Annotated in this window: 22 protein-coding genes; 13 read left to right on the top strand and 9 right to left on the bottom strand. The window is 62.5% G+C overall.

Annotated features, from left to right (window positions below; translation table 11 throughout):
* A complete protein-coding gene (locus ABIE52_RS32325) occupies positions 1 to 1,233 on the bottom strand; it encodes a metal-dependent hydrolase family protein (protein WP_192713369.1) in 1,233 nt (410 codons plus the stop codon).
* 158 nt (positions 1,234 to 1,391) lie between these two features.
* Here ABIE52_RS32325 and ABIE52_RS32320 point away from each other — a divergent pair, with 158 nt between their 5' ends.
* Positions 1,392 to 2,027 (top strand): TetR/AcrR family transcriptional regulator C-terminal domain-containing protein, encoded by a 636-nt coding sequence (locus tag ABIE52_RS32320; protein ID WP_007726121.1) that lies wholly within the window; start codon positions 1,392 to 1,394, stop codon positions 2,025 to 2,027.
* Here the strand turns inward: ABIE52_RS32320 and ABIE52_RS32315 are convergent.
* Positions 2,014 to 3,588 (bottom strand): molybdopterin-dependent oxidoreductase, encoded by a 1,575-nt coding sequence (locus ABIE52_RS32315; RefSeq protein ID WP_020908339.1) that lies wholly within the window; start codon positions 3,586 to 3,588, stop codon positions 2,014 to 2,016. The genes ABIE52_RS32320 and ABIE52_RS32315 overlap by 14 nt on opposite strands.
* Positions 3,589 to 3,715: 127 nt before the next feature.
* Here ABIE52_RS32315 and ABIE52_RS32310 point away from each other — a divergent pair, with 127 nt between their 5' ends.
* Positions 3,716 to 4,534, top strand: coding sequence for a shikimate 5-dehydrogenase (locus ABIE52_RS32310; RefSeq protein WP_007726117.1), 819 nt, complete (start codon positions 3,716 to 3,718; stop codon positions 4,532 to 4,534).
* A 13-nt stretch (positions 4,535 to 4,547) separates the two neighbouring features.
* Entirely contained in the window at positions 4,548 to 5,009 is a 462-nt protein-coding gene (locus ABIE52_RS32305; RefSeq protein ID WP_042447880.1) for a DUF6328 family protein, read from the top strand.
* 1 nt (position 5,010) lies between these two features.
* Here the strand turns inward: ABIE52_RS32305 and ABIE52_RS32300 are convergent, their stop codons facing one another.
* Together ABIE52_RS32300 and ABIE52_RS32295 are read right to left on the bottom strand one after the other, a co-directional pair.
* Positions 5,011 to 5,847: a sulfurtransferase gene (locus ABIE52_RS32300; RefSeq protein WP_042447884.1), complete on the bottom strand. Its 837-nt coding sequence runs from the start codon at positions 5,845 to 5,847 to the stop codon at positions 5,011 to 5,013.
* A 22-nt stretch (positions 5,848 to 5,869) separates the two neighbouring features.
* Positions 5,870 to 6,493, bottom strand: coding sequence for a LysE family translocator (locus tag ABIE52_RS32295; protein WP_003941342.1), 624 nt, complete (start codon positions 6,491 to 6,493; stop codon positions 5,870 to 5,872).
* 102 nt (positions 6,494 to 6,595) lie between these two features.
* Between ABIE52_RS32295 and ABIE52_RS32290 the strand changes: the two genes are divergently transcribed.
* Genes ABIE52_RS32290 through ABIE52_RS32280 form a run of 3 tightly spaced genes read left to right on the top strand, consistent with a single transcriptional unit; the run spans position 6,596 to position 8,790 of the window.
* A complete protein-coding gene (locus ABIE52_RS32290; protein WP_003941284.1) occupies positions 6,596 to 7,069 on the top strand; it encodes an Lrp/AsnC family transcriptional regulator in 474 nt (157 codons plus the stop codon).
* Positions 7,070 to 7,105: 36 nt separating this feature from the next.
* Positions 7,106 to 8,344, top strand: coding sequence for a benzoate/H(+) symporter BenE family transporter (locus ABIE52_RS32285; RefSeq protein ID WP_192713370.1), 1,239 nt, complete (start codon positions 7,106 to 7,108; stop codon positions 8,342 to 8,344).
* A complete protein-coding gene (locus ABIE52_RS32280) occupies positions 8,341 to 8,790 on the top strand; it encodes an acyl-CoA thioesterase (protein ID WP_042447890.1) in 450 nt (149 codons plus the stop codon). Before ABIE52_RS32285 ends, ABIE52_RS32280 begins: the two co-directional genes overlap by 4 nt.
* On the opposite strand, the gene ABIE52_RS32275 is transcribed toward ABIE52_RS32280, so the two are convergent.
* Positions 8,787 to 9,815, bottom strand: a complete 1,029-nt coding sequence (locus ABIE52_RS32275) for a phosphotransferase family protein (protein ID WP_003941376.1) — start codon at positions 9,813 to 9,815, stop codon at positions 8,787 to 8,789. The genes ABIE52_RS32280 and ABIE52_RS32275 overlap by 4 nt on opposite strands.
* Positions 9,816 to 10,036: 221 nt before the next feature.
* Between ABIE52_RS32275 and pdhA the strand changes: the two genes are divergently transcribed.
* From pdhA to ABIE52_RS32250, 5 genes are read left to right on the top strand one after another with little or no spacing between them, the layout of a single operon-like run.
* Positions 10,037 to 11,125 carry a pyruvate dehydrogenase (acetyl-transferring) E1 component subunit alpha gene (pdhA, locus tag ABIE52_RS32270; protein ID WP_192713371.1) on the top strand — a complete coding sequence of 363 codons (1,089 nt, stop codon included), beginning with the start codon at positions 10,037 to 10,039 and terminating at the stop codon, positions 11,123 to 11,125.
* On the top strand, positions 11,122 to 12,099 hold the full coding sequence (locus tag ABIE52_RS32265) for an alpha-ketoacid dehydrogenase subunit beta (protein WP_058227696.1): 978 nt from the start codon (positions 11,122 to 11,124) through the stop codon (positions 12,097 to 12,099). The genes pdhA and ABIE52_RS32265 overlap by 4 nt, the downstream gene beginning before the upstream one ends.
* Positions 12,096 to 13,304 (top strand): dihydrolipoamide acetyltransferase family protein, encoded by a 1,209-nt coding sequence (locus ABIE52_RS32260; RefSeq protein ID WP_058227697.1) that lies wholly within the window; start codon positions 12,096 to 12,098, stop codon positions 13,302 to 13,304. Before ABIE52_RS32265 ends, ABIE52_RS32260 begins: the two co-directional genes overlap by 4 nt.
* Positions 13,305 to 13,314: 10 nt before the next feature.
* Positions 13,315 to 14,520: an MFS transporter gene (locus ABIE52_RS32255; RefSeq protein ID WP_042447902.1), complete on the top strand. Its 1,206-nt coding sequence runs from the start codon at positions 13,315 to 13,317 to the stop codon at positions 14,518 to 14,520.
* A gap of 29 nt (positions 14,521 to 14,549) precedes the next feature.
* Positions 14,550 to 15,203 carry a hypothetical protein gene (locus ABIE52_RS32250; protein ID WP_007726101.1) on the top strand — a complete coding sequence of 218 codons (654 nt, stop codon included), beginning with the start codon at positions 14,550 to 14,552 and terminating at the stop codon, positions 15,201 to 15,203.
* 389 nt (positions 15,204 to 15,592) lie between these two features.
* Here ABIE52_RS32250 and ABIE52_RS32245 read toward each other — a convergent pair whose 3' ends face one another.
* The 4 genes from ABIE52_RS32245 to ABIE52_RS32230 form a co-directional block, all read right to left on the bottom strand.
* Entirely contained in the window at positions 15,593 to 17,023 is a 1,431-nt protein-coding gene (locus ABIE52_RS32245) for an NAD(P)(+) transhydrogenase (Re/Si-specific) subunit beta (protein WP_003941368.1), read from the bottom strand.
* Positions 17,023 to 17,346, bottom strand: a complete 324-nt coding sequence (locus ABIE52_RS32240; RefSeq protein WP_003941319.1) for an NAD(P) transhydrogenase subunit alpha part 2 — start codon at positions 17,344 to 17,346, stop codon at positions 17,023 to 17,025. Before ABIE52_RS32240 ends, ABIE52_RS32245 begins: the two co-directional genes overlap by 1 nt.
* On the bottom strand, positions 17,346 to 18,455 hold the full coding sequence (locus ABIE52_RS32235) for a Re/Si-specific NAD(P)(+) transhydrogenase subunit alpha (RefSeq protein ID WP_003941381.1): 1,110 nt from the start codon (positions 18,453 to 18,455) through the stop codon (positions 17,346 to 17,348). The genes ABIE52_RS32240 and ABIE52_RS32235 overlap by 1 nt, the downstream gene beginning before the upstream one ends.
* A gap of 527 nt (positions 18,456 to 18,982) precedes the next feature.
* Positions 18,983 to 20,521: an AMP-binding protein gene (locus tag ABIE52_RS32230; protein ID WP_192713372.1), complete on the bottom strand. Its 1,539-nt coding sequence runs from the start codon at positions 20,519 to 20,521 to the stop codon at positions 18,983 to 18,985.
* A gap of 191 nt (positions 20,522 to 20,712) precedes the next feature.
* On the opposite strand from ABIE52_RS32230, the gene ABIE52_RS32225 reads away from it, so the two are divergent.
* A complete protein-coding gene (locus ABIE52_RS32225; protein WP_192713373.1) occupies positions 20,713 to 21,531 on the top strand; it encodes a maleylpyruvate isomerase family mycothiol-dependent enzyme in 819 nt (272 codons plus the stop codon).
* 34 nt (positions 21,532 to 21,565) lie between these two features.
* A complete protein-coding gene (locus ABIE52_RS32220; RefSeq protein WP_042447910.1) occupies positions 21,566 to 22,189 on the top strand; it encodes a Type 1 glutamine amidotransferase-like domain-containing protein in 624 nt (207 codons plus the stop codon).
* The last annotated feature ends 30 nt before the right edge of the window (positions 22,190 to 22,219 follow it).

Raw genomic sequence — 22,219 nt, 5'->3', positions numbered from 1 at the left:
CTACCGGCCGTCCTTCACCACTCGACCGCTCTGAATGACGAGTGCGATGCGCTCACGATCGGCGAAGATGGACGGATCCGTCAACGGATTGCCGCGGAATGCAACGAGGTCGGCGAACTTGCCGACTTCGATGGTGCCGACCTCGTCGGCGATACCGAGAATGTCGGCGTTGATCCGGGTAGCGGAAACCAATGCGTCCATCGGGGTTTCGACCTTGGCGCGCAGGACCAGCTCCATTCCCCGGCCCGTTTGATCGGTACCGATGAGGTCCGATCCCAATCCCACTCTGACGCCGGCATTTCGAGCAGCAAGAAGCCCGTCGATCTGACCCTGCATCATCTGGCCGATCCGAGCCGAAATCGATTCGGGTAGACCTGCTGACGCCGCGCTGTCCGAGAGCGCCTGCACCACAGCCAACGTCGGCACCAACGCGACGTCGTGCTCGGCCATCAACTTGGCGGTCTCGTCGTCGATATCGGAGCCGTGCTCGACGCATTTTGCCCCGGCAGTGACAGCGTTACGGATTCCCTCGTTGTTGTGAGCATGCACCGTGACATAGGTACCGCGCGCATTGGCTTCCTCGACGGCAACTTCGATCTCGTCGACCGTGAACTGGGTATCGGTGAGCTTGTCATGAGTGGATACCACTCCCCCGGTAACACACAGTTTGAGGAAGTCCGCACCCCTGCGGAACGTCTCGCGAACGTTCTTTCGCATTTCGTGCGGACCGTCGGAAAGCAGAGACATACAACGTAATCCGGGGATGTCATGATCGGACCAGTCCGAAGTCGGCTCCCATTCGGCCGCCAGGTGCCCGTGTCCACCGGTCTGGCACTGGATCGGGCCGCACTGAATGATCCGCGGACCCGGAATCTTGCCCGAGGCGACAACTCCGGCGAGTCCACCGTCGATTCCGCCGCAGTCACGAACAGTGGTGAATCCCCCGTCGAGGGTCGATGCGCAGGTCGCGAACATGTCTGCAGCGAGCTCGGCTACCGAGATCTGACGCCGCAGGCTCGGTGCGAGATCGCTCGATCCACCGAGATGAACGTGTGCGTCGATGAGGCCGGGCGTGATTGTCAGCCCAGCGCAGTCCAGCACCTCCGCCCCCGTGGGTGGCGTGCCACCGAGTGCACTGATGCGCCCGTTTTCCACAGCAACAGCGCAGTTCTCGATCGGGTCGGCGCCCGTCCCGTCGATGATCGTTGCACCGGTCAGCCATACGACAGACATATTGAATGTTCCTCCGACGTGTACCGATCGCCGGAAGATTCCGCCGACATACCGAATAGGGTTCGGTTAGTATGATGCATATCGGCTCCCGAAATCAAGGAGTTGTCATCACTCGATGAAGTCCGAGATTGCTGACGAATCCCTCACCAGGAGAATCGATGCCGCGTCCCACCCAGCCGATACTGTCCACGCGAAACATCACCGACGCGGCTCTGGATGCTGTCGACGCGACCGGCGACTTCACCATGCCCGGGATCGCCAAGCAATTGAACGTGACTCCGTCTTCGCTCTACACACATATTTCGGGTCGATCCGAGATCGTCGAACTCATGCGCATCCGCGTGATGTCGTCGATCTCTGTCCCCCACCCACCGGCAGGGTGGAGCGAACGGATCAGCGCGTGGGGGTGGGCCTATCGCCGAGCTGCGGTCGAGCACTGGCGCCTCATCCCGCTACTCATGACCCGCAGCGTCCGCACCGAGGTAACTTTTGATATCGATACTGCACTGGTTCAGGCATTTTCGGACGGGGGTTTCGATTCGGCCGACACTCGTCACGCAATCTCCACGCTGGACAGTCTGGTTCTCGGATCAGTCGTGAAACTCTCGACGCCGGATGTCGCATGGACCCAATCCTCCAACCCGAGCGAGATCACGCGCGAGGCTACGACCCCACTGCGAACCGACGACACGTTCGACTTCGGCCTGCGAACCCTGATCGCCGGATGGATGGCTCAGCGCGTTGTTCGTCTGTATACCGAACCTCATTCGGATTCCGACGTCACTTCACGGTGAACGACCTGGTGTGCCATCCCGTGGCGCCACCGGGAATCGGCGGAGTGCGCTCTTCCACCTGAACGTTCCCGTCCAGATCCGTCGCTCTGACCTGCACCGTGTGCAAACCCGAGCCTGCATCCCACATCCACGACCATTGACGCCAGGTGTCGATCGAGTACTCCTGCGCCAGTGTCGCCGGTTGCCATTCACCGTTGTCGACGCGAACCTCGACCTTCTCGATCCCGCGATGCTGCGCCCAGGCCGTTCCCGCCACCAGCACCTGGCCCGGCTCGATGGGAGCCAGAGCTGCCGGCACCTCGATACGCGAGGACGTCTTGATCGGTGCCTGCGCACCCCAACCGCGCTGGGTCCAATAGGCCTCGACCTTGTCGAAACGCGTGAGTTCCCACTCCGTCACCCACTTGGTGGCGGAGACGAAACCGTACAGACCGGGAACGACCTGCCGAACGGGATAGCCGTGCTCGAACGGCAACGGCTCACCGTTCATCGCCACAGCGAGAATCGCGTCACGGCCGTCGGTGACTATCTCGACCGGGGTGCCGACTGTGAAGCCGTCGACGCTGGTCGAGAGGAGCATGTCGGCGTCGGGATGGACACCGACTTCGTCGAGCAGGTCCTTCATGGGATAACCGATCCACTTCGCGTTCCCGGCCAGAACGCCGCCCACCTCGTTCGAGACACACGTCAGCGTGATGACTCGCTCGATGGGCGTTCGCGCCACCAGATCGTCGAACGACAACGTCATCTCGCGGTCCACCATTCCGTGAATCCGCAGTTCCCACGAATCCGTCGTCAATTGCGGAACGAGGAGTGCAGTGTCGATTCGGTAGAAGTCGTCGTTGGGCGTGATGTACGTCGACGCACCCGCAATCGCGATGTCCGCACCCGCCGGAATCGGCGGCGCCGGGTCAGCGGCGGTGGGCACGACAAAATCTTCACGATTCGCTACTGCTCCGGCGATTCTCTGCCCCACGAACTTCCCGGCCGCACCCGCTGCCGCAGCCACTGCCAACGCCGCACCCGCAAGCAGGAGGAACTGACGACGAGGCAACCACGAGTCGGCGACGCCCGGCGAGAGCGGCACTTCGAGTTGTGTGATCAGTAACCGCAAGGTTGCGACGCCCGCCACCACACCGACCAGCGTCGGGAACACGTACATCGCATCGGCAGTCGGGCGCTGCATCGCCGCATACACACCAACCGCGCCCAGAAGAACGAGAATGACGCTGCCGATCGGGCGGCGTCGCCGTTCCAGGAGCCCGGCCACCGCACCGAGCAGAACGATCAAGATCGACATTCCGATGAACAGCGCCGGCTTGTCATTGGTACCGAAAGTGTCGATCGCGAACTCGCGAGCCCACGCCGGCGTTCGGTCGACGGTAGTCGCACCTACCGCGTAGAAGGGCGACGCGTCCGGGTTGATCGGCAACGCAACCAGTTCACCGACGCCCAGGACGACAGCCGCGGCCAAGACCCCGGAGATCGCGTGAGCAGCCCATCTACGACGCGGTGGACGAGATTCGGTGCTCGGGTGCTCGTCGATGTTCTGTGTGACCATGTCGTCTCGGCTCTGTCGGTGCGAGTGGTGCTTCGATCGGATACCCGACATTCGGCGCTGCGGGCCATCCGGATGGGTGCACTCCTCCATCAAGAACTACTCCGAACTCGCGATTAGAGTGGGAACGATGACCGTCGACCTCAACAAGGACACGCTCCTGTGCATGTCGCTCTCCGGGCGACCGAGCAACATCGGCACCAGATTTCACAATTACCTCTACGAGGAATTGGGCCTGAACTTCGTCTACAAAGCCTTCACCACCGAAGACGTGCCAGCCGCGATCGGCGGCATCCGAGCACTCGGGATTCGAGGCTGCGGGGTGTCGATGCCGTTCAAGGAACAGGTCATCGAGCACATCGACGTCATGCATGATTCGGCCAGCGCCATCGACTCCGTCAACACGATCGTCAACGAGTCCGGAGTGCTGCACGCCTACAACACCGACTATCAGGCGGTGGCCGATCTACTGCGTGACAACAACGTCGACACGAGCCTGTCCGTCGCTGTCGCCGGCAGCGGTGGCATGGCAAAAGCAGTCGTCGCCGCGGTGCGCGACACCGGATTCACCGACGTCACCGTGATCGCCCGCAACCAGCAAGTGGGGTCATCGCTTGCGAAGCAGTACGGCTTCGACTGGCAGGCCGAACTCGGTGAGCTTCGTCCAGGTGTGCTGATCAACGCCACCCCGATCGGTATGTCCGGCGGCGCAGAAGCAGATGCACTGTCGTTCCCCGAGCACGCAGTGCGCGCAGCCGATGTCGTCTTCGACGTCGTCGCGATGCCTTCGAAGACGCCACTGATCGCGTTGGCGACCGAACTCGGCAAAACGGCGATCACAGGAGCGTCGGTCATTGCCCTTCAGGCCGCCGAGCAGTTCGTTCTCTACACCGGTGTGCGCCCGAGCGCGGAGCAGATCCAGCGAGCGTCGGAATACTCACGGGCGTAGGAACCACGTCGCCGTGAACGAGACCGGGGAGACTCCACCTCAACAACTCGCGCGGAACTTCAACGAGTTGTTGCAAGAACTGCGCGTCGCGCTCTCTGGTGTGCAGATCCTGTTTGCCTTCCTGCTGGCCGTGGCATTCACCGAACGCTACGAGGAAGCGTCGGCGTACATCCGCGGCATCCACTTGGTGACAGTGATCCTTGTTGCCATCTCGTTCGGGTTCCTGATGGCACCCGCGGTCTGGCATCGCATGCTTTTCCGCCGTGGGCACCGCGAGAACATATTGCCCGTGGCCAACCGATTCGCCCTGTGCGGCATAGCCTTTCTGGCCGCCTCCATGACCGGCACGGTCCTGTTGATCGCCGAGGTCGCCGTCGGCGGAGTTGCCGCAAAGGTTTTGGCAGCGTGCGCCGCGATCATGTTCACGGCGCTGTGGTTTCTCGTGCCGTCATTCATCGATCGCATCAAGAGCTGACTCAGGCTCCGGTGTCGACGGCGCGAGTGCTGTCGTTGGACCACTGTGACCACGAGCCCGGGAACAGCGTCGCGTCGTAACCGGCGATCGCGAGTGCCGCAATCTCATGCGCTGCAGTTACTCCGGATCCGCAGTACACCGCGACACTGTCTCCGGCGCCCAGTCCGGCGAACCGCTCACGCAGGCGGGTCGCATCCAGGAACCGCCCGTCGCCGGTGATGTTCTCCGCGGTCGGCGCGCTCACCGCACCGGGGATGTGCCCTGCGACGGGATCCATCGGCTCGACCTCGCCGCGGTACCGCTCCCCTGCTCGGGCGTCGAGAAGCACACCGCCCGCACGCGTCCAGTCGCCGACGCCGTCGATGTCGACCGTCGGCATGTTGCCGCCGGTGAAAGTCACGCTGCCCGGAGTGACCGACTCACCGATACCGGCCGCCAACGGCAGTCCCGCGGACTCCCAGGCCTGTAGCCCGCCGTCGAGCAGTCGGACATCCGAGAGCCCGGCCCACCGCAGCAGCCACCAACCACGGGCAGCGGCCGTGTTGCCGGTGGCGTCGTAGAGCACCACCGAATCACCGTCGTCGATTCCCCAACGACGCGCAGCGGCCTGCAGGTCTTCGAGACTCGGCAGCGGATGCCTCCCCTCGTCCGGCGACGGCGGCGAGGCAAGTTCCTCGTCGAGGTTCACGAATACCGCACCGGGAATATGGCCGTCGCGAAAATGCTGCTCGCCGTTCGAATCACCCAGCGCCCATCGGACATCGAGCAATCGCGGCGCAGCGCCGGCCTCGATGAGAGCGGACAGTTCTTCGACGTCGATCAGCACGGGAAGTGTCATGAGCCCATCCTGACACGACCACTCATGCAACCCCGAAGAAGGCACCGAGGCCCACCAACAACACTCCCGTCACCACGTCGATTCGCTTCCCGACGCCAGGGCGACGCAGCTTCTTGCCGGCTCCGGCCGCCAACACCACCACGATCGCCCACCACAGTGCCGCGGCGACCACCGTCGCGCCCGCCAACATCAACGTCCGCAGCCCTGCGCCTTCACCCGGCTCGATGAATTGCGGGAGTAGCCCGAGAAAGAACAACAACGCCTTCGGGTTCAGCAGGTTCGAGAGGAAGCCGTAGCGAAATGCCGTGGTGACCGCGATCGGTTCTTTCGCTGCCGGAATTCCCTCGTCCGAGGCGCGGGCTTTGAAAGCACTTCGAATCGCGGAGATGCCGAGCCAGGTCAGATATGCCGCCCCGGCGTAGGTGAGCGCGGAGAGCAACTGTGGCCGTGTCGCCACAAGTGCGGAGAGACCCAGTGACGCGGCAGCGGTGTGAACGAAGAGCCCGGAAATCACACCGGCGGCCACCACCGCGCCGGTCCGACGATCTGCTAGAGAATGACGCAGGATCAGGACAAAATCCGGTCCCGGCGTGAACAGGACGATGGATAGCAGGGAGCCGAAAGCGAGCCATTGACCGACACTCATCCGAAATACCTCACACCCGAGCTGATTCGAGACACATGTTCATGCCAGGAGTGTGCAACTGGATCCGGGAAGTTCAAAACGACTCCGGATATAGTTCGGCAGATGACGAAGAATGAGCCTCTGGATCCGGTGGACTGGAAGATTTTGGCCGAATTGCAGAACGACGCGTCGATCACCAACAAGGTGTTGGCCGATCGAGTCGGTTTGGCGACGTCCTCGTGCCACGAGCGCGTACGACGCCTACGCGCCAACGGCACGATCAGCGGCATCCATGCGGTTGTCGATCCGGCAGCCGTTGGCCGGTCGATGCAGGCGATCATCGCCGTTCAATTGCGACCACACCGCCGCGACCTCGTCGACCGGTTCACCGCCGACGCGCTAGCGCTGCCGGAAACGCTTGCGCTCTTCAACGTCTCGGGGCCCGAGGACTTCTTCCTCCACGTCGCGGTCCGTGACAGCGCTCATCTACAACGGGTATTGATCGACCACCTCGCCGCACATCCCGAGGTCTGGCACGCCCAAACGCACCTCATCTACGGCAAAGCGGTCACCTCACCCATCCGACCGGACAGGTAAATCGGGTCTGGGGCGGGTCGGGCAGAATCACTGACCATGTCGGACTCCACAGATACCACCGAACCGGAAGCCGTTCGCAGCAACTCGCAACCGATGAGCGCAGGCATCGTCACGGCCCTCGTCGGCTTCACCAGTTCGTTCGCGGTGGTGCTCACCGGCCTCGCGGCTGTCGGTGCGGACACAACCGAGGCGGCGTCCGGACTGCTGGTTCTGTGTGTGACCCAAGCGTTGGGAATGCTCTGGCTCTCACGCCGGTATCGGATGCCGATCACCCTGGCCTGGTCGACGCCCGGTGCCGCTCTGCTCGCCGGCGCCGGAGCGGTCGAGGGTGGGTGGCCGGCCGCGGTCGGAGCATTCATCGTCGTCGGAATCGCGATCGTGCTGACCGGACTGTGGCCGACGCTCGGAAGGATCATCTCGGCAATCCCGACGCCCCTCGCGCAAGCGATGCTCGCCGGGGTTCTGATGCCGTTGTGCCTGGCGCCGATCATCGCCGTCCGGGACGCACCGGCAGCGGTCGCGCCCGTCATCCTGGTTTGGCTTGCCGCGCAGCGCTTCTCCAAGCGATGGGCGGTTCCGCTCGCGTTTCTCACAGCAGCGGTCGTGATCGGGATCAGCCTCGTCACGTCGGATCGAGTGCTCGACGCCGGCGCCATGATTCCCCGCATCGATCTCACCGCGCCGTCGTGGACCTGGCAGGCAATGATCGGCATTGCGATTCCCCTCTACATCGTCACGATGGCTTCGCAGAACATTCCCGGTGTGGCCGTGATGAATTCGTTCGGCTACACCGTTCCCTGGCGGCCGTCGATGATCGTGACGGGTATCGGCACCATCGTCGGCGCACCGGCCGGTGGCCATGCGATCAACCTCGCGGCGATCAGCGCAGCCCTGGCCGCCGCCCCCACTGCACATCCGGATCCCAAACGTCGATGGATCGCTGCCTTCACCGCAGGCTGGGCGTATCTCGTTCTCGCTGCCGGCGCGGCCGCGGTGGCCGCTCTGGTAGCCGCCGCACCGGCCGGAGTCGTGGAAACTGTTGCCGGACTGGCGCTCCTGGCTACGCTTGCCGGCGCCCTCACGTCGGCGCTGAGCGAGGCGAGTGAACGTGAAGGCGCCGTGGTCACGTTTCTGATCGCCGCATCCGGGGTCAGTATCCTGGGAATCGGTTCGGCATTCTGGGCACTGTTGGTGGGGCTGATCGTGCGTGCAGTCCTACATGGCACCACCCTGCCCTCACTCTCGCGAAAGTCCTCACTACAGTCGAAGCCGTGAGCACAGCGCAGACGCCCCCGTCGATCAGCGAGTTTCCCGTTCTCTGGCCCGTCCCGACGCGGTGGGACGACAACGATCACTACGGCCACGTCAACAACGTGACCTACTACTCGTACTTCGACACCGCGGTCAACGCCTGGCTGATGTCTTCCACTGGAACCGACATCCGCACCCTGCCTGCCATCGGCGTCGTCGCCGAGACGTCGTGCCGGTACCTGAGCGAGCTGTCGTTCCCCGAGCAGTTGCAGGTGGGTATCTCCGTCGAGAAGCTGGGCACCAAGAGCATCGTCTACGCGCTGGCGATATTCCACGAGGTCGACGGTGGCAATTGGGAACCCGCTGCCACCGGCCGCTTTGTCCACGTCTACGTCGACGCCGACACCCGTAAGCCGGTGGAGATCCCGGCGGCCATCAGATCTGCAGCCGGGACCTTGACCGAAAACTAGCTCAGACCGAGCTGATCTGCCGTCAAGACGGCGCGTGCAACGATTCCGTCGATCAGCGCGACCGTCGGGCCGCCGTGCTCGGCCTTGTTGCGCGGATCGTCGAGGATACGTCGCAGCACGCCCTCCGCGATGATCGAGAGCTTCCACAGAGCGAGTACGTGCCAGTATCCGACCGCTGACACGTCGCGGCCAGTCGCCTCGACGTAGGCAGCGACCAGCTCGTCACGGTTCGGGAAGCCTTCCAGCGTGGACGCCATGAACGGACCGGCAACCTTGTCACCGGCTTCCGGCCAGTACGCGAGTAGCGCACCGAGGTCCGCGAGCGGCTCCCCCAACGTGCACAGCTCCCAGTCGACGACGGCAACGATGCGCCCCTCGGCCGGATCGGTGATGACGTTGTTGAGGTGGAAGTCGCCGTGAACCAACGTCACTTCGTTCTGTTCCGGAATGTTTCGGTGCAGAATCTCGGCCAATCGGTCGACATCCGGAACATCGCGGGTCTTCGACTTCTCCCACTGCGCCGACCACCGCTTGAGCTGACGCTCGGCAAAGGGCTTGCGGCTGGCCAGGTCGTCCAGCCCGGTCTCTTCCAGGTCAACTCCGTGGATGCTGGCGAGGGTTTTGGGCATCGCCAAGCCGACCGCGCGACGCTCGTCCTCGGTCAACTTCTGAGCCACCGGAACGCCGTCGATCACAACGCCGTCGATGTAGCTCATGAGGACCAGCGGAGCGTCCGTGATCTCCGGATCTTCCGTGATGCCGAGGATCTTCGGAACCGGCACTTTGGTTCCCTGGAGCGAGGACAGGATGCGGTGCTCGCGAACGACGTCGTGCGCGGACGCCAACAACGTGCCGAGTGGAGGTCTGCGCAGTACCCACCGTCCTCCGCCCGCATCCGTCACGGAGTAGGTCAGGTTCGATTGCCCGTTACCGATCCTCTCGAAAGTCAGTGGTGTCGTGGCGCCGACCCCCAGTTCGGCGATCCACGCGGAAACAGCTTCTTCGTTCAAACCGACTGCAGTCACCGCACCGATGCTAGCGGTTGAAGTCCGATCGGTTGGCCGTACCGACACGTTTGTTACTCGCCAGTTCGCAGTTCAGGTCTTGATACGGCAGTGAAAATACTTGCGGATTTCCCAATCAGGGGGATCCTGATGGTAGAGCGACAACTGCATACGACACATCGGGATTGTGCGGCGTACTCACGAGGCGCGCCGGGCATGAGCAGAAACCGAGGTGAGCGAAGATGATCGACAACCTCGATTATCCGGTCCAACTCATCCAACCGAACGGCGCACGGGTGTGCCGTCCCGAATTCGACCGCCTGATAACGGACATCGGGCCTGACGAACTGCTGTCGTTGTATCGCGATCTCGTCGTGAGTCGCCGAATCGACACCGAAGCTGTTGCCCTGCAGCGTCAAGGCGAAATCGGTTTGTGGGCTCCGATGCTAGGCCAAGAAGCCGCCCAGGTCGGTTCCGCGAGAGCGCTCGCCCCAGACGACTTCGCGTTCACCAGCTACCGCGAACATGCCGTCGCGTACTGCCGGGGTGTTCCCCCCGAATTGCTGACCACCATGTGGCGAGGAATCTCCCATTCCGGTTGGGATCCAGAACAATTCAACGTCACCAATCCGGCGATCGTCGTCGGCTCCCAAGGGCTGCACGCCACCGGATACGCACTCGGCGCACACCTGGACGGCGCCGAGATCGCAACGATCGCGTACTTCGGCGACGGCGCCACAAGTCAGGGCGACATCGCCGAGGCGATGGGATTTGCCGCCAGTTTCCGTGTCGGCGTTGTCTTCTTCTGCCAGAACAACCAGTGGGCAATCAGTGAACCGGTATCCCTCCAGTCACGCACGCCCATCTCACATCGGGCAATCGGTTACGGCATCCCCGCGATCCGCGTCGACGGTAACGACGTCCTTGCCGTGCTCGCCGTGACGCGCTCGGCGCTCAATCGCGCACGCGAAGGCAGCGGCCCGACGTTCATCGAGGCGATCACCTGCAGAATGGGCCCGCACACGACCTCCGACGATCCGAGCAGGTACCGCACCGATACGGATATGTCGGAGTGGAGAAGCCGCGATCCGCTCGAGCGAATGCGTCTGCTCCTCGGCCGTCGCGATCTTCTCGGAGAAAACGAACTCAGCACCACCGCGGCAGCCGCCGACGACGTCGCCGCTGGACTGCGACGCGCAACCATCGCGCTCGCCGATCCGCCCCCGTCAGCGCTCTTCGATCACGTCTACGCCGAGGCACACCCACTGATCGACGCTGAACGCGAAGAGCATCGCGCGCATCTCCGTAGCCTGGAAGGGGCTTCGTCATGACCGTCATGAATCTGGTGACCGCGCTCAACACCGGCCTTCGACGCGCACTCGAAGACGATCGTCGCGTTGTCATCATGGGCGAGGACGTCGGCCGTCTCGGCGGCGTATTCCGGGTTACCGACGCCCTGCAGAAGGACTTCGGCGACACCCGGGTGATCGACATGCCCCTCGCCGAATCAGGGATCGTGGGAACAGCTTTCGGTCTTGCCTTGCGCGGATATCGGCCTGTCTGCGAAATTCAATTCGACGGGTTTGTCTACCCGGCTTTCGATCAGATCGTCTCGCAGGTGGCCAAGATCCAGTACCGCACCCGAGGCGCTGCCTCTGCGCCACTGACGATTCGGATTCCCAGTGGCGGCGGAATCGGTGCGGTGGAACATCATTCGGAGTCGCCGGAAGCGTACTTCGCTCACACCGCGGGACTGCGGGTGGTGTACCCGAGCAATCCGATCGACGGTTTTCACATGATCCGCCAATCCATTGCCGGCGACGACCCGGTGATATTCCTCGAACCCAAACGGCGCTACTGGGACACCGCCGACGTGGATACCGATGCCGCGCCCGAGCTTCCGCTCCACCGTGCCCGCGTCGCTCGCCCTGGAGACGACGCGACAGTGGTTGCGTACGGATCCATGGTCGCCACCGCACTCGAGGCCGCGCGGATTGCCGAAGAAGAAGGCCACGATCTGGAGGTCGTGGATCTGCGTTCACTCTCCCCCATCGACTTCGACACGATCGAGGCGTCGGTGAACAAGACAGGCCGGCTTGTCGTCGTCCATGAGGCGCAGAAGTTTCTCGGCGTCGGCGCCGAAATCGCAGCACACGTCGCGGAACACTGCTTCTATCAGTTGGAGTCACCGATCCTGCGGGTCACCGGATTCGACATCCCCTACCCGCCCGCCAAGCTCGAGCGTTTTCACCTTCCGGACGCCGACCGGATCCTCGCGGCGCTCGACCGAACGCTGGCAGCATGAGCACGGCGCACGAATTCCGGTTACCGGATCTCGGCGAGGGCCTGACTTCCGCCGATCTGGTCGAGTGGGCGGTCGGCGTCGGCGACACTGTGGCACTCAATCAAGTTCTCGCCCAGGTAGAGACAGCCAAAGCTCTTGTCGAACTGCCGTCGCCCTACGTCGGTGTTGTCAGAGAACTCCTCGTCGAACCTGGCACTACCGTTCCGGTGGGTACTCCGATCATCCGTATCGAGGAGTCTTCAAATTCACCGTCTCCAAGTAATTCTCAGTCTCCGAGCGTGCTGGTCGGATACGGACCCGCGACCGAGAGACCGAGCCGCCGACGGAGCAAGATCACGCCGTACTCGCAATCCGCGGCGAGTACCGAGCGTCGGCCCGCAACCCCCGCGGCGCGGCGCGCGGCCCGCGAAGCCGGCATCGATCTGAGCGAAATCACCGGCAGCGGATTCGACGGTGCCGTCACCGCGGCTGACGTCGCAGACGCGCTTACCGTGCAGGCGCCTTCGGATAACGCGACACGCCTGGCCTCGTCCGGCATACGAAAACAGATGGCGTCGGCGATGGTTGCCAGCACCCGTGCTCCGCAGGCCAGCGTCTTCCTCACCGCCGATGTCACGCCTTCGATGGAACTGCTCGGCAGGCTCCGTTCCTCGGAGGCGTTCACCGGACTGTCTCTCACTCCGCTGACACTCGCTGCCAAGGCAATGGTGGCCGCCATCGCCTCGCACCCGATGGTGAACGCGCATTGGGACGAGGCCCGCGGCGACGCCGCCGTCGACGATGACGTGAATCTCGGCATCGCCGTCGCCTCCGAACGTGGACTGTCCGTGCCCAACATCAAAAGCGCCGAGACACTGAGCCTGGTCCAACTCGCACGCGCGGTGACCGAACTGACCGTTGCTGCCCGTGAGGGAAAGACGGACGTCCGTCACCTGACGGGTGGCACCGTCACGATCACCAATGTCGGAGTCTTCGGCGTCGACGGCGGCATTCCGCTTCTCAATCCAGGAGAAGCCGTCATCCTCTGCCTGGGCTCGGTGAGCGAGCGTCCGTGGGTGATCGAGCGCAAGATCGAAGTGCGGAGCGTCGTGACACTGACGTTGACGTTCGACCACCGCGTGCTGACCGGTGAGCAGGCCGCGAGATTCCTCTCATTTGTCGCAGAGATGCTCGCGAACCCGGACCTGTTGCTGACTCACCTGTAGAAAGGAACGAGTGAGCGTCAACCCCACCGACCGCGCAGTCCCCACCTCCGCCCTGGTGCGCGCCCGCGCCGGCATCTTCGGCATTTTCGGCATCAACGGATTTCTCCTCGCGATGTGGGTCGTCCACATCCCGTCCATCGAACACCGAGTGGGGATCAGTCACTCGACGCTCGGCTCACTTCTTCTCCTTCTTGCAGTCGGAGCCATTGCCGGCATGCAGTTGAGCGGCCCGCTCGCAGATCGATACGGCAGCAGACGCATGGTCGTCCTGGCGGGTAGCGGGCTGGCATTCGCCACTCTCGGCCCGGGGTTTGCCACGAACACCTGGCAACTGGGCGCTGCACTTGTCGTGTTCGGCTTCGCGAACGGCGCGTTGGACGTGTCGATGAACTCGCAGGCCGTCGAGGCCGAACAGTTGTACCGGCGCCCGATCATGGCGGCCTTTCACGGCATGTTCTCGGTCGGTGGCGTATTGGGCTCTGTCATCGGATTCGGCACTCTCGCACTGGATCTTCCGCCGTACGTCACGCTCAGCATCGCGTCGGCAATCGGCTTGCTGGCAGTCTGGTTGTGCTCGCGACCCCTTCTCCCTCACGTCGACGTGCATGCCGAAACCGCGTCGACTACCGGAAAGACACACGGCAGATTCTCGGCTCGCGTACTTGCCCTCGGAACCCTCGCCTTTGTTCTGATGCTGGCCGAGGGAGTGGCAAACGACTGGAGCGCGCTGCAGGTCAAGGAAGATCTCGGTGTTTCGAATGCCGTTGCCGCACTGTCGTTCGGCGCATTCTCCGCCATGATGACCGTCGGCCGGTTCACCGCGGATCGGATCAGCGCGGCGGTAGGCCCGGTGGCAGTGGTTCGCTACGGTGCGTTGCTGTCGTCCATCGGAATGCTGACCGTCGTGGTATCCGGCTGGCTACCACTGACGTTGCTCGGTTGGGCCCTGTTCGGCGCCGGCCTGTCGGGATGCATTCCGCAGATCTTCACCACGGCCGGAAATCTGGGCTCAGGTTCGGCCGGCACCAACATGTCTCGCGTCGTCGGCATGGGATACATCGGATTCCTCGCCGGTCCGGCAACCATCGGCTGGGTCACCAAGCTTGTGCCTCTCACCACAGCAATGTTGATCCCGTTTGCATGCGTCCTGGTCGCAGCGGGTTGTGCGGGTGTCGTTCGGCGCGATTCTCCGACCGCCTACAGACCTCACAGCTGATCCTCACGATCGGCACAGACTCAACAGGGATGCTGGTACTCGTGACCGTCTCGACCTCCACCCAGCACCCCGCTCCCTCCACAACCACTCGCTTCCTCGTCCTTGCCGCGATCGCCGTCGTAGCGCTGGGCGTCTTGTATTTCGTGCGACCCACCTCGCCCGGTTTGAGCGTCCCGGAACAGGTGCGCGCACTTGCCGAATGGACGGTAGGCCGATTCGACGTCACCGCTGTACTCGCAGCCACTACCGCTCTGGCCGTCGTCTCGATGGTCCGCGGACTGCCATACGGCATCGGCGCGATCCTGCTCCTCGGAATGGGCGCCAATCTCACCAACGCGGCATTCGGTTCCTGGCTCCCCGATGTGCCCCAGGACCTATTGCCCAGCGGTCACGTCGCAGCGGCGACCGCGCTGTACTGCTCGGCGATCTTGATCTCCGCCCCGCAGTGGCGTCCGGTGGTCGCCGGGCTCGGATTCGTCGGAGTTGCTGCGATCGGTGCCAGCGCGCTCGCCGCCGAGCTGAGCGGCCTTTTCGGAGTGATAGCTGGCATTCTGATCACCCTGGTATGGGCCTGTGCCGCAGCCATTTTGATGGCACGATCGCCCATCGCCGCGAAACGTGAAGAGCTACGCCCGGATACGGCAGCCATCGCGTTCTCCAGGCACCGGAGCATCCGACTTTAGTCCTAAATCTTTGGGATTCAGAGATTTTCGCCGATAGCTCTCCCGCCACGGTTGGACATGACGTATGTTCTGAAATGTCCGAATCAAGTAGTTCCACAGCGAAGGAGTCTTTACCGTGAGCCTCGAAGATCTGAACCCGCTCGAACTGATCCAGAAGTTGATCGAACTACTTTCCGGCTTCTCTTCCGACCCCGAAACCCCCGAGGTTCCGTAAAACGTCGCCAGAGGCGCCTGTTCCGAGTTTCGTCTCGGACCAGGCGCCTTTGTCGTTTCAAGAAGTCGTTTCAGCACAAGAAGTCGTTGCAACACACGACATCTTTGCAACACACGGCCACGAAAAAAGGCGTCCACTCGCAGCTGCGAGTGGACGCCCCTTCCGAGTACCAGCGCTAGAGCGCCTTGAGTTCCTCGGTTACTTCGGAGACCGACTTCTTGGCGTCACCGAAGAGCATCGAGGTGCCCTCGGCGAAGAAGAGCGGGTTCTCGATACCGGCGAAACCGGAGTTCATCGAGCGCTTGAGCACGATGACGGACTTCGACTGGTCGACGTTGAGGATCGGCATTCCGTGAATCGGTGAGCTCGGATCGTTGCGCGCCGCCGGGTTGGTGACGTCGTTCGCACCGATCACCAAGGTGACATCGGTACGAGAGAACTCGTCGTTGATGTCGTCCATTTCCTTCATCGCGTCGTACGAGACATCCGCCTCTGCGAGAAGAACGTTCATGTGACCGGGCATACGGCCGGCGACCGGGTGAATGGCGTACTTGACCTCGACGCCCTTCGACTCGAGCAGTTTCGCCATGTCCTTGACGGCATGCTGAGCCTGCGCGACGGCAAGTCCGTATCCGGGTACGACGATGACCTGGTTGGCGTAGGCCATCTGGATGGCCGCGTCGGCGGCCGAGGTCGCCTTTGCCGTGCGCACGACACCGTCGGAGGATGCGGCTTCACCGCCACCACCACCGAAGCCGCCGGCAACGATGGCCGGGATGGACCGGTTCATGGCCTTGGCCATGAGGTTGGTCAAGATGGTGCCCGAAGCACCGACGATCATGCCGGCGACGATCATCGCCTGGTTGTTGAGCGCCAAACCTGCAGCAGCAGCTGACAAACCGGTCAGAGCGTTGAGCAGCGAGATGACGACGGGCATGTCCGCGCCGCCGATGGGCAGCACGACCATCAGTCCGAGGATGCCCGAGAGCACGAGCACGCCGACGATCCACAGTGAGCTGGTCGGGCCTTCCGGTGAGATCGCCTTGATACCGATGATCACCGAGAACGCGACGGCGGCAATGAGCAGCAGAGCATTGAGCGGCTGCTGGAGCTTGCCGATTCCGATCGGACGACCAGGCAGAGTTTCCTGCAGCTTCAGAAACGCGATCACGCTGCCCCAGAAGGAGATCGATCCGATCACCGCGGCAAAGAGCGACGCGATGACGATGTGTACCGTCGGCGACTCGCCGTGCTGGAATGCGGTGAAACCGTCCGAGTCCAGGAACTCCGCGTACGCGATCAACGCGACCGTGCCGCCGCCGACACCGTTGAACAGTGCCACCAACTGCGGCATGGCCGTCATCTTCGTCCGGAGCGCCGGCGGAACGCCGAGCACGACACCGATGACAAGGCCGGCAGCGATGAGGATCCAGTTCCCCATCTCCGCATCACGAATGGAGATCAGAGTTGCAACGACGGCGATGAGCATGCCGACCGCGGCGATCTGGTTGCCGCGGACTGCGGTCTTCGGGCCGGTAAGACCCATGAGGCCGTAGATGAACATCGAGAACGCGACAATGTAGAGCGCATTGACCAGGTATTCCATTACTGGTCACCATCCTTCGACACAGACTTGGCGGCCGGCTTGGCCTTGAACATCGCCAACATGCGGTCCGTGACGACAAAACCACCGACAACGTTCACGGTTCCGAAGACGAGCGCGACGAACAAGATGATCTGCAGCCCGATCGAGGGATCGTGCACCTTGCCCAGGACGACCAACGCGCCCAGGACGACGATGCCGTGGATGGCGTTCGTACCGGACATCAACGGGGTGTGCAGGGTGTTCGGAACTTTGGAGATCACAGCGAAACCGACGAACCCGGACAACACCAGGATCGCGATGTTCGCCAGTAGTGATGTGTACATCAGGCGCCCTTCTCTTCACGGGTGACGCACGCACCGGCCAGAACCTCGTCGGAGAAATCAGGCGCCAAGGCACCTTCCACCAACATGAGTTCGATCAGCGCGGAAATGTTCTTCGAGTACAACTCGGACGCATGCTCCGGCATGGACGCCGGCAAATTCAGCGGAGAGCAAATGGTCACGCCGTGCTTGACGACGGTTTGACCCGGCTCGGTCAGCTCGCAGTTACCACCGGTTTCACCCGCGAGGTCGACCACGACACTGCCCGGCTTCATGCCTTCGACCGCGGCAGCGGTCACCAGGCGCGGCGCGGGACGACCCGGAACCAGAGCTGTGGTGATCACAACGTCGAAGCCCTTGATCGCATCTTCGAGTGCCTGCTGCTGCTTCGCTCGCTCGTCGTCGGTCAACTCGCGGGCGTATCCACCCTCGCCCGCCGCATCGATTCCGAGGTCGAGCCACTGTGCACCCACCGAACGCACCTGGTCGGCGACCTCAGGACGCACGTCGTACCCGGTAGCGCGGCCACCGAGACGCTTGGCTGTCGCCAGCGCCTGCAGACCTGCCACACCCACTCCGAGGACCAGAACCGTCGCAGGCTTCACCGTGCCCGCAGCGGTGGTGAGCATCGGGAAGAACCGCGTCGACTCCGATGCTGCCAACAGAACAGCCTTGTACCCGGACACGTTCGCCTGCGAGGACAACGCGTCCATCACCTGCGCGCGGGAGATACGAGGAATCGCCTCCACGGCGTATCCCTCGATGCCGGCGGCCTTCAACTCGGCGATGCGGTTGTCCGCATTACGCGGATTCAGGAAACCGATGAGCTTCGCGCCGGTACTGATCCGGGCGATCTCTTCTGTCGACGGAGGCGCAACCTTGACGACCACGTCAGCAGTCCACGGATCGCCGATCTTCGCGCCGGCAGCGGTGTACAACTCGTCGGGAATCAACGCCCCGAGACCGGCCCCGGACTCGACGACCACGTCGACACCCTTGCCGATCAAAGCGGACACAATTTTCGGCACCAATGCGACCCGACGCTCACCATCACTCGATTCTCGAGGGACGCCGACCGACGGACGCACTTGTGCGCTCTTCGATGTTTCCATTTTCCATTACCTTCTGCGGTTGGTGGTTCGCCTGCTGCGACGAGCGGCAACCAGCATGTGATGAGCGGAAGATGACCCGCTTTTGGGTGAATGGTGACTGATAGTAGCCAGAGTTAACGCGGCGTAGGGAAACCGACGACGCACTTTCTCCATCTGAATCGAGTCCGAACAGTATGTTTGGACATACCTGAAGAAGCCTACTGTGAGGCCGATCACACCGGAATGGCGGACTATTCCACTATTTGAAACGGCCGAAAGACGTAAAGGCATCAGAATGACGCGCCGAATAATCACCGTCGAGCGAGTTTACGAACCGGCTTCCGAATGTAACGCCGTCCGACTCCGCGTAGACCGACTCCGGCCACGCGGCCTCAAACGCGAAAACCTGCAGTACGCCTCGCACCGTCCTCGGATGCTCGACCCGTTGTTCTACTGACAGCAAGCAAGGACCTGCCGTACGGTCACGCGCAGGTCCTTGCCGACTATCTCGCAGAATTACTCTGATGTCCTAGTATTTCACTAGAGCATCAATTGCTCACATATTGAGACCGCAACTTGTGCTTGACGAGCTTTCCTGTAGCGGTCCTAGGCAATTCGTCGGCAAAGTCAATGCTTCTCGGAGCTTTGAAATGTGCGACCTGACTGCGAACGTATTCCAGCAATTCCTCGGCGACATGGGCACCAGGCTCGATTCCCTCCGCTAGTTGGACAACCGCCTTGACCTGCTCACCCATTTCCTCGTCGGGAACACCGATGACCGCCACGTCGAACACCTTCGGGTGCAAAGTAAGGATGTTCTCGGACTCCTGTGGGTAGATATTCACACCACCGGAGATAATCGTGAACGCGGCGCGGTCGGTCAGATAAAGGAAACGCTCGGAGTCGATATAGCCGATATCTCCACTCGTCGTCCACGTCGGATGATCCGGATGCTGCGCGGCAGCCGTTTTCTCGGGATCATTGTGGTACCGGAACGGCAAAGTCTCCCGCTCCCAGAACACGGTACCGATCTCGCCGACCGGAAGATCGCGCCCGGCGTCGTCACAGATGTGCACGACCCCCATCACTCCGTCACGCCCGACGGAACCCGGATGCGACAAGGCCTGCTCACTGTTGATGAAGGTAGCGCCCGAACCCTCGGTCGAGGCGTAGTACTCGTAGATCACCGGCCCCCACCAGTCGATCATTGCCGTCTTCACTTCGGGCGGGCAGGGAGCAGCAGCGTGAATGGCGACCTTCACCGTCGAGACGTCGTAACGATCACGGGTCTCCTTCGGAAGTTTCAACATTCGAACGAACATCGTCGGTACCCACTGACTGTGCGTCACAGCGTATTTACCGATCAACTCCAGCGCGGTTTCGGCTTCGAATGCATCCATCAAGATCACGGTTCCGCCGACCGAATTGATCACGCCGCAAAAACGCAGGGGCGCCGCGTGATAGACCGGAGCCGGGCACAAATAGACTGTGTCGGAATCGAACCCGTACATCGGTGCGAACACCGCGGTGTACGGATCCATGGTGGTGTTCACCTCACCCTCCGGGAGATCTCCTTTGATCCCCTTCGGCCTGCCGGTCGTTCCCGACGAATACAGCATGTCAGCCCCACGCGGCTGCGAGTCGAGTGGAGCAGTGGACTGCGCATCGACCGCGTCTTCGTAGTCGTCGAAGCCCTCGAGGGCGCCGCCGTACACCAATCGGTGCCGCACGCGTGGAATCAGCTTCTCGTCCAACGGAACTGCTGCGGACGCCTGCCCCGACGCCACCAGAATTGTCGCCTCGCAGTCGTCGACGATGTAGGCAGCCTCCGCAGCCGTGAGATGCCAGTTCACCGCGGTGATGTAGAGGCCGGATCTCAACGCTGCCCAGTACACCTCGAACGCCCGGAGATCGTTGTTCGAGATGAGAGCGACGTGGTCCCCAGGCTTGGCACCGACACTTCGGAAGTATCGCGCCAACTGCGTCGACCGTTCGTCGAGTTCCCGATAGGTGATGGACTCACCCGTCGCAGGGCGAATGACGGCGGGCTTGTCCGGTGTGGACTGGACAAAATTTCCTGGAAACACGAAGACTCCTCTGTCGGTGACGACAACGCCGCGTGAGCCTGATTCGGCGTCGACAATCCTGGTCTACCACAGGAACTCTGCCACCCTCGGAGGTTTGGCGACACCGACTCGAAGCATGGGAATGCCCGCTCACTTATCCGCCGGGACATACAGTGAGGAGAACCGCACCGTCCGAAACAGGAGATGTCCACATGAGTGGTTGGCCCCAGGACTCAGTAGTCGACGCATTGACCGAGGAATGGAGAGTCATCGACGCACTGCTGGCCGAACTCGACGGCGATCAGTGGTTGGCACCGTCGAACCTTCCGGGGTGGACGGTTCACGACATCGTGTCCCATCTGATCGGTACGGAATCACTGCTCTCGGGCATCAATCCGCCGTCGATCAATCTGGACGTGCACGCATTGCCCCACGTCCACAACGAGATTGCGGCGTTCAACGAGCGCTGGGTCGAAGGCCTGCGGCGGACACCGCACTCGGACCTGCTGACCCGATATCGCGAGATCACCGCCGAACGAACCGAAGCGCTGCGCTCGATGACCAGCGCGGACTGGGACGCCGAGACACAAACACCGGTCGGTCTTGCGCCCTATGGCCGATTCATGCGTATTCGGACCTTCGACTGTTGGATGCACGAACTCGACATCAGAGATGCAGTTGACATTCCGGGTGAGGAAGGCGGATTGCGCGCGGAGACTGCATTCGGCGAAATCACCAGCGCGCTCGGATTCGTCGTCGGAAAACGAGGAAAGGCGCCAGAGGGAGCACGGATCACTTTCGAACTCGAAGGGCCACTTGCCCGTTCACTTCACGTCTCGGTCGACGCGCGAGCAACACTCGTCCCGGAGTTGGACGGTCCGGCGACCACGACCATCTCGATGAGCTCACCGCTCTTCACCCGAATTGCCGGTGGCCGCGTCCACGCGTCGGATCACCGAACCGACATCTCGCTTCGCGGTGACACCACGGTGGGCACACGCGTCGTCGACAATCTGGCGTTCACGATTTGAGGGCTGGGTGGGTAGGTCGCGAAGGTACTGAGAAGTGAAACTGTTTCTCTCGTCCTACCGATTCGGCGACCACCGCGAGGCTTTTGTCGATCTCGTAGGCCGCGGCGCTCGCATCGCGGTCATCGCCGCGGCTGCAGATTCGTGGCCCGCCAATGCCCGCAGTTCAGCAGTCACCAGCGAATTGACTCCGCTACGGGCAGCGGGCTTCACCGCAGAGGAAGTGGATGTCCGAGACTTCCTGGGTGCATCGGAAGCACTGGAACTCCGGCTCCGCGAATTCGACTGCCTGTGGGTTCGCGGCGGAAACACGTTCGTCCTGCGAGCTCAGCTAGCTCGAAGTGGCGCTGACAGGGTCATCGAGATGCTGGTTCGTTCAGGCGTCGTGGCCTATGCGGGATACAGCGCCGGAGCGTGCCTGGCGACTCCGACTCTGATCGGGCTGGACGCGTCGGACGACCCCGCTGAAGTCATGCCAACGTGCGGTATCGACCCGATCTGGTCCGGGCTCGCGCTGATCGACTTCGCGATAGTGCCGCACGGCGGCGATTCGCTACTCGAAGATCCACAGGTGACTGCGCGGACGGTTGCGGCCCTGACCACGGCGGGCGCGCAATTCACCGTGCTTACAGATCACGAGGTGATACTCGTCGACCGTTGATGTAACGCAGACGGTTGATCTTGACGCAGA

This window comes from Rhodococcus sp. OAS809, from assembly GCF_040546695.1.
In the GTDB taxonomy this organism is placed as follows: Bacteria; Actinomycetota; Actinomycetes; order Mycobacteriales; family Mycobacteriaceae; genus Rhodococcus_F; species Rhodococcus_F qingshengii.
This window is presented reverse-complemented; position numbering and strand designations above follow the sequence as displayed.

Bases quoted from the DNA above. Each gene is read 5' to 3' on its own strand.
- ABIE52_RS32325 (WP_192713369.1), bottom strand. From the start codon at position 1,233: ATGTCTGTCGTATGGCTGACCGGTGCAACGATCATCGACGGGACGGGC.
- ABIE52_RS32240 (WP_003941319.1), bottom strand. From the start codon at position 17,346: ATGTACACATCACTACTGGCGAACATCGCGATCCTGGTGTTGTCCGGG.
- ABIE52_RS32260 (WP_058227697.1), top strand. From the start codon at position 12,096: ATGAGCACGGCGCACGAATTCCGGTTACCGGATCTCGGCGAGGGCCTG.
- ABIE52_RS32225 (WP_192713373.1), top strand. From the start codon at position 20,713: ATGAGTGGTTGGCCCCAGGACTCAGTAGTCGACGCATTGACCGAGGAA.
- ABIE52_RS32300 (WP_042447884.1), bottom strand. From the start codon at position 5,847: ATGACACTTCCCGTGCTGATCGACGTCGAAGAACTGTCCGCTCTCATC.
- ABIE52_RS32250 (WP_007726101.1), top strand. From the start codon at position 14,550: ATGCTGGTACTCGTGACCGTCTCGACCTCCACCCAGCACCCCGCTCCC.
- ABIE52_RS32310 (WP_007726117.1), top strand. From the start codon at position 3,716: ATGACCGTCGACCTCAACAAGGACACGCTCCTGTGCATGTCGCTCTCC.
- pdhA (WP_192713371.1), top strand. From the start codon at position 10,037: ATGATCGACAACCTCGATTATCCGGTCCAACTCATCCAACCGAACGGC.
- ABIE52_RS32235 (WP_003941381.1), bottom strand. From the start codon at position 18,455: ATGGAAACATCGAAGAGCGCACAAGTGCGTCCGTCGGTCGGCGTCCCT.
- ABIE52_RS32265 (WP_058227696.1), top strand. From the start codon at position 11,122: ATGACCGTCATGAATCTGGTGACCGCGCTCAACACCGGCCTTCGACGC.
- ABIE52_RS32315 (WP_020908339.1), bottom strand. From the start codon at position 3,588: ATGGTCACACAGAACATCGACGAGCACCCGAGCACCGAATCTCGTCCA.
- ABIE52_RS32320 (WP_007726121.1), top strand. From the start codon at position 1,392: ATGCCGCGTCCCACCCAGCCGATACTGTCCACGCGAAACATCACCGAC.
- ABIE52_RS32245 (WP_003941368.1), bottom strand. From the start codon at position 17,023: ATGGAATACCTGGTCAATGCGCTCTACATTGTCGCGTTCTCGATGTTC.
- ABIE52_RS32290 (WP_003941284.1), top strand. From the start codon at position 6,596: ATGACGAAGAATGAGCCTCTGGATCCGGTGGACTGGAAGATTTTGGCC.
- ABIE52_RS32285 (WP_192713370.1), top strand. From the start codon at position 7,106: ATGTCGGACTCCACAGATACCACCGAACCGGAAGCCGTTCGCAGCAAC.
- ABIE52_RS32295 (WP_003941342.1), bottom strand. From the start codon at position 6,493: ATGAGTGTCGGTCAATGGCTCGCTTTCGGCTCCCTGCTATCCATCGTC.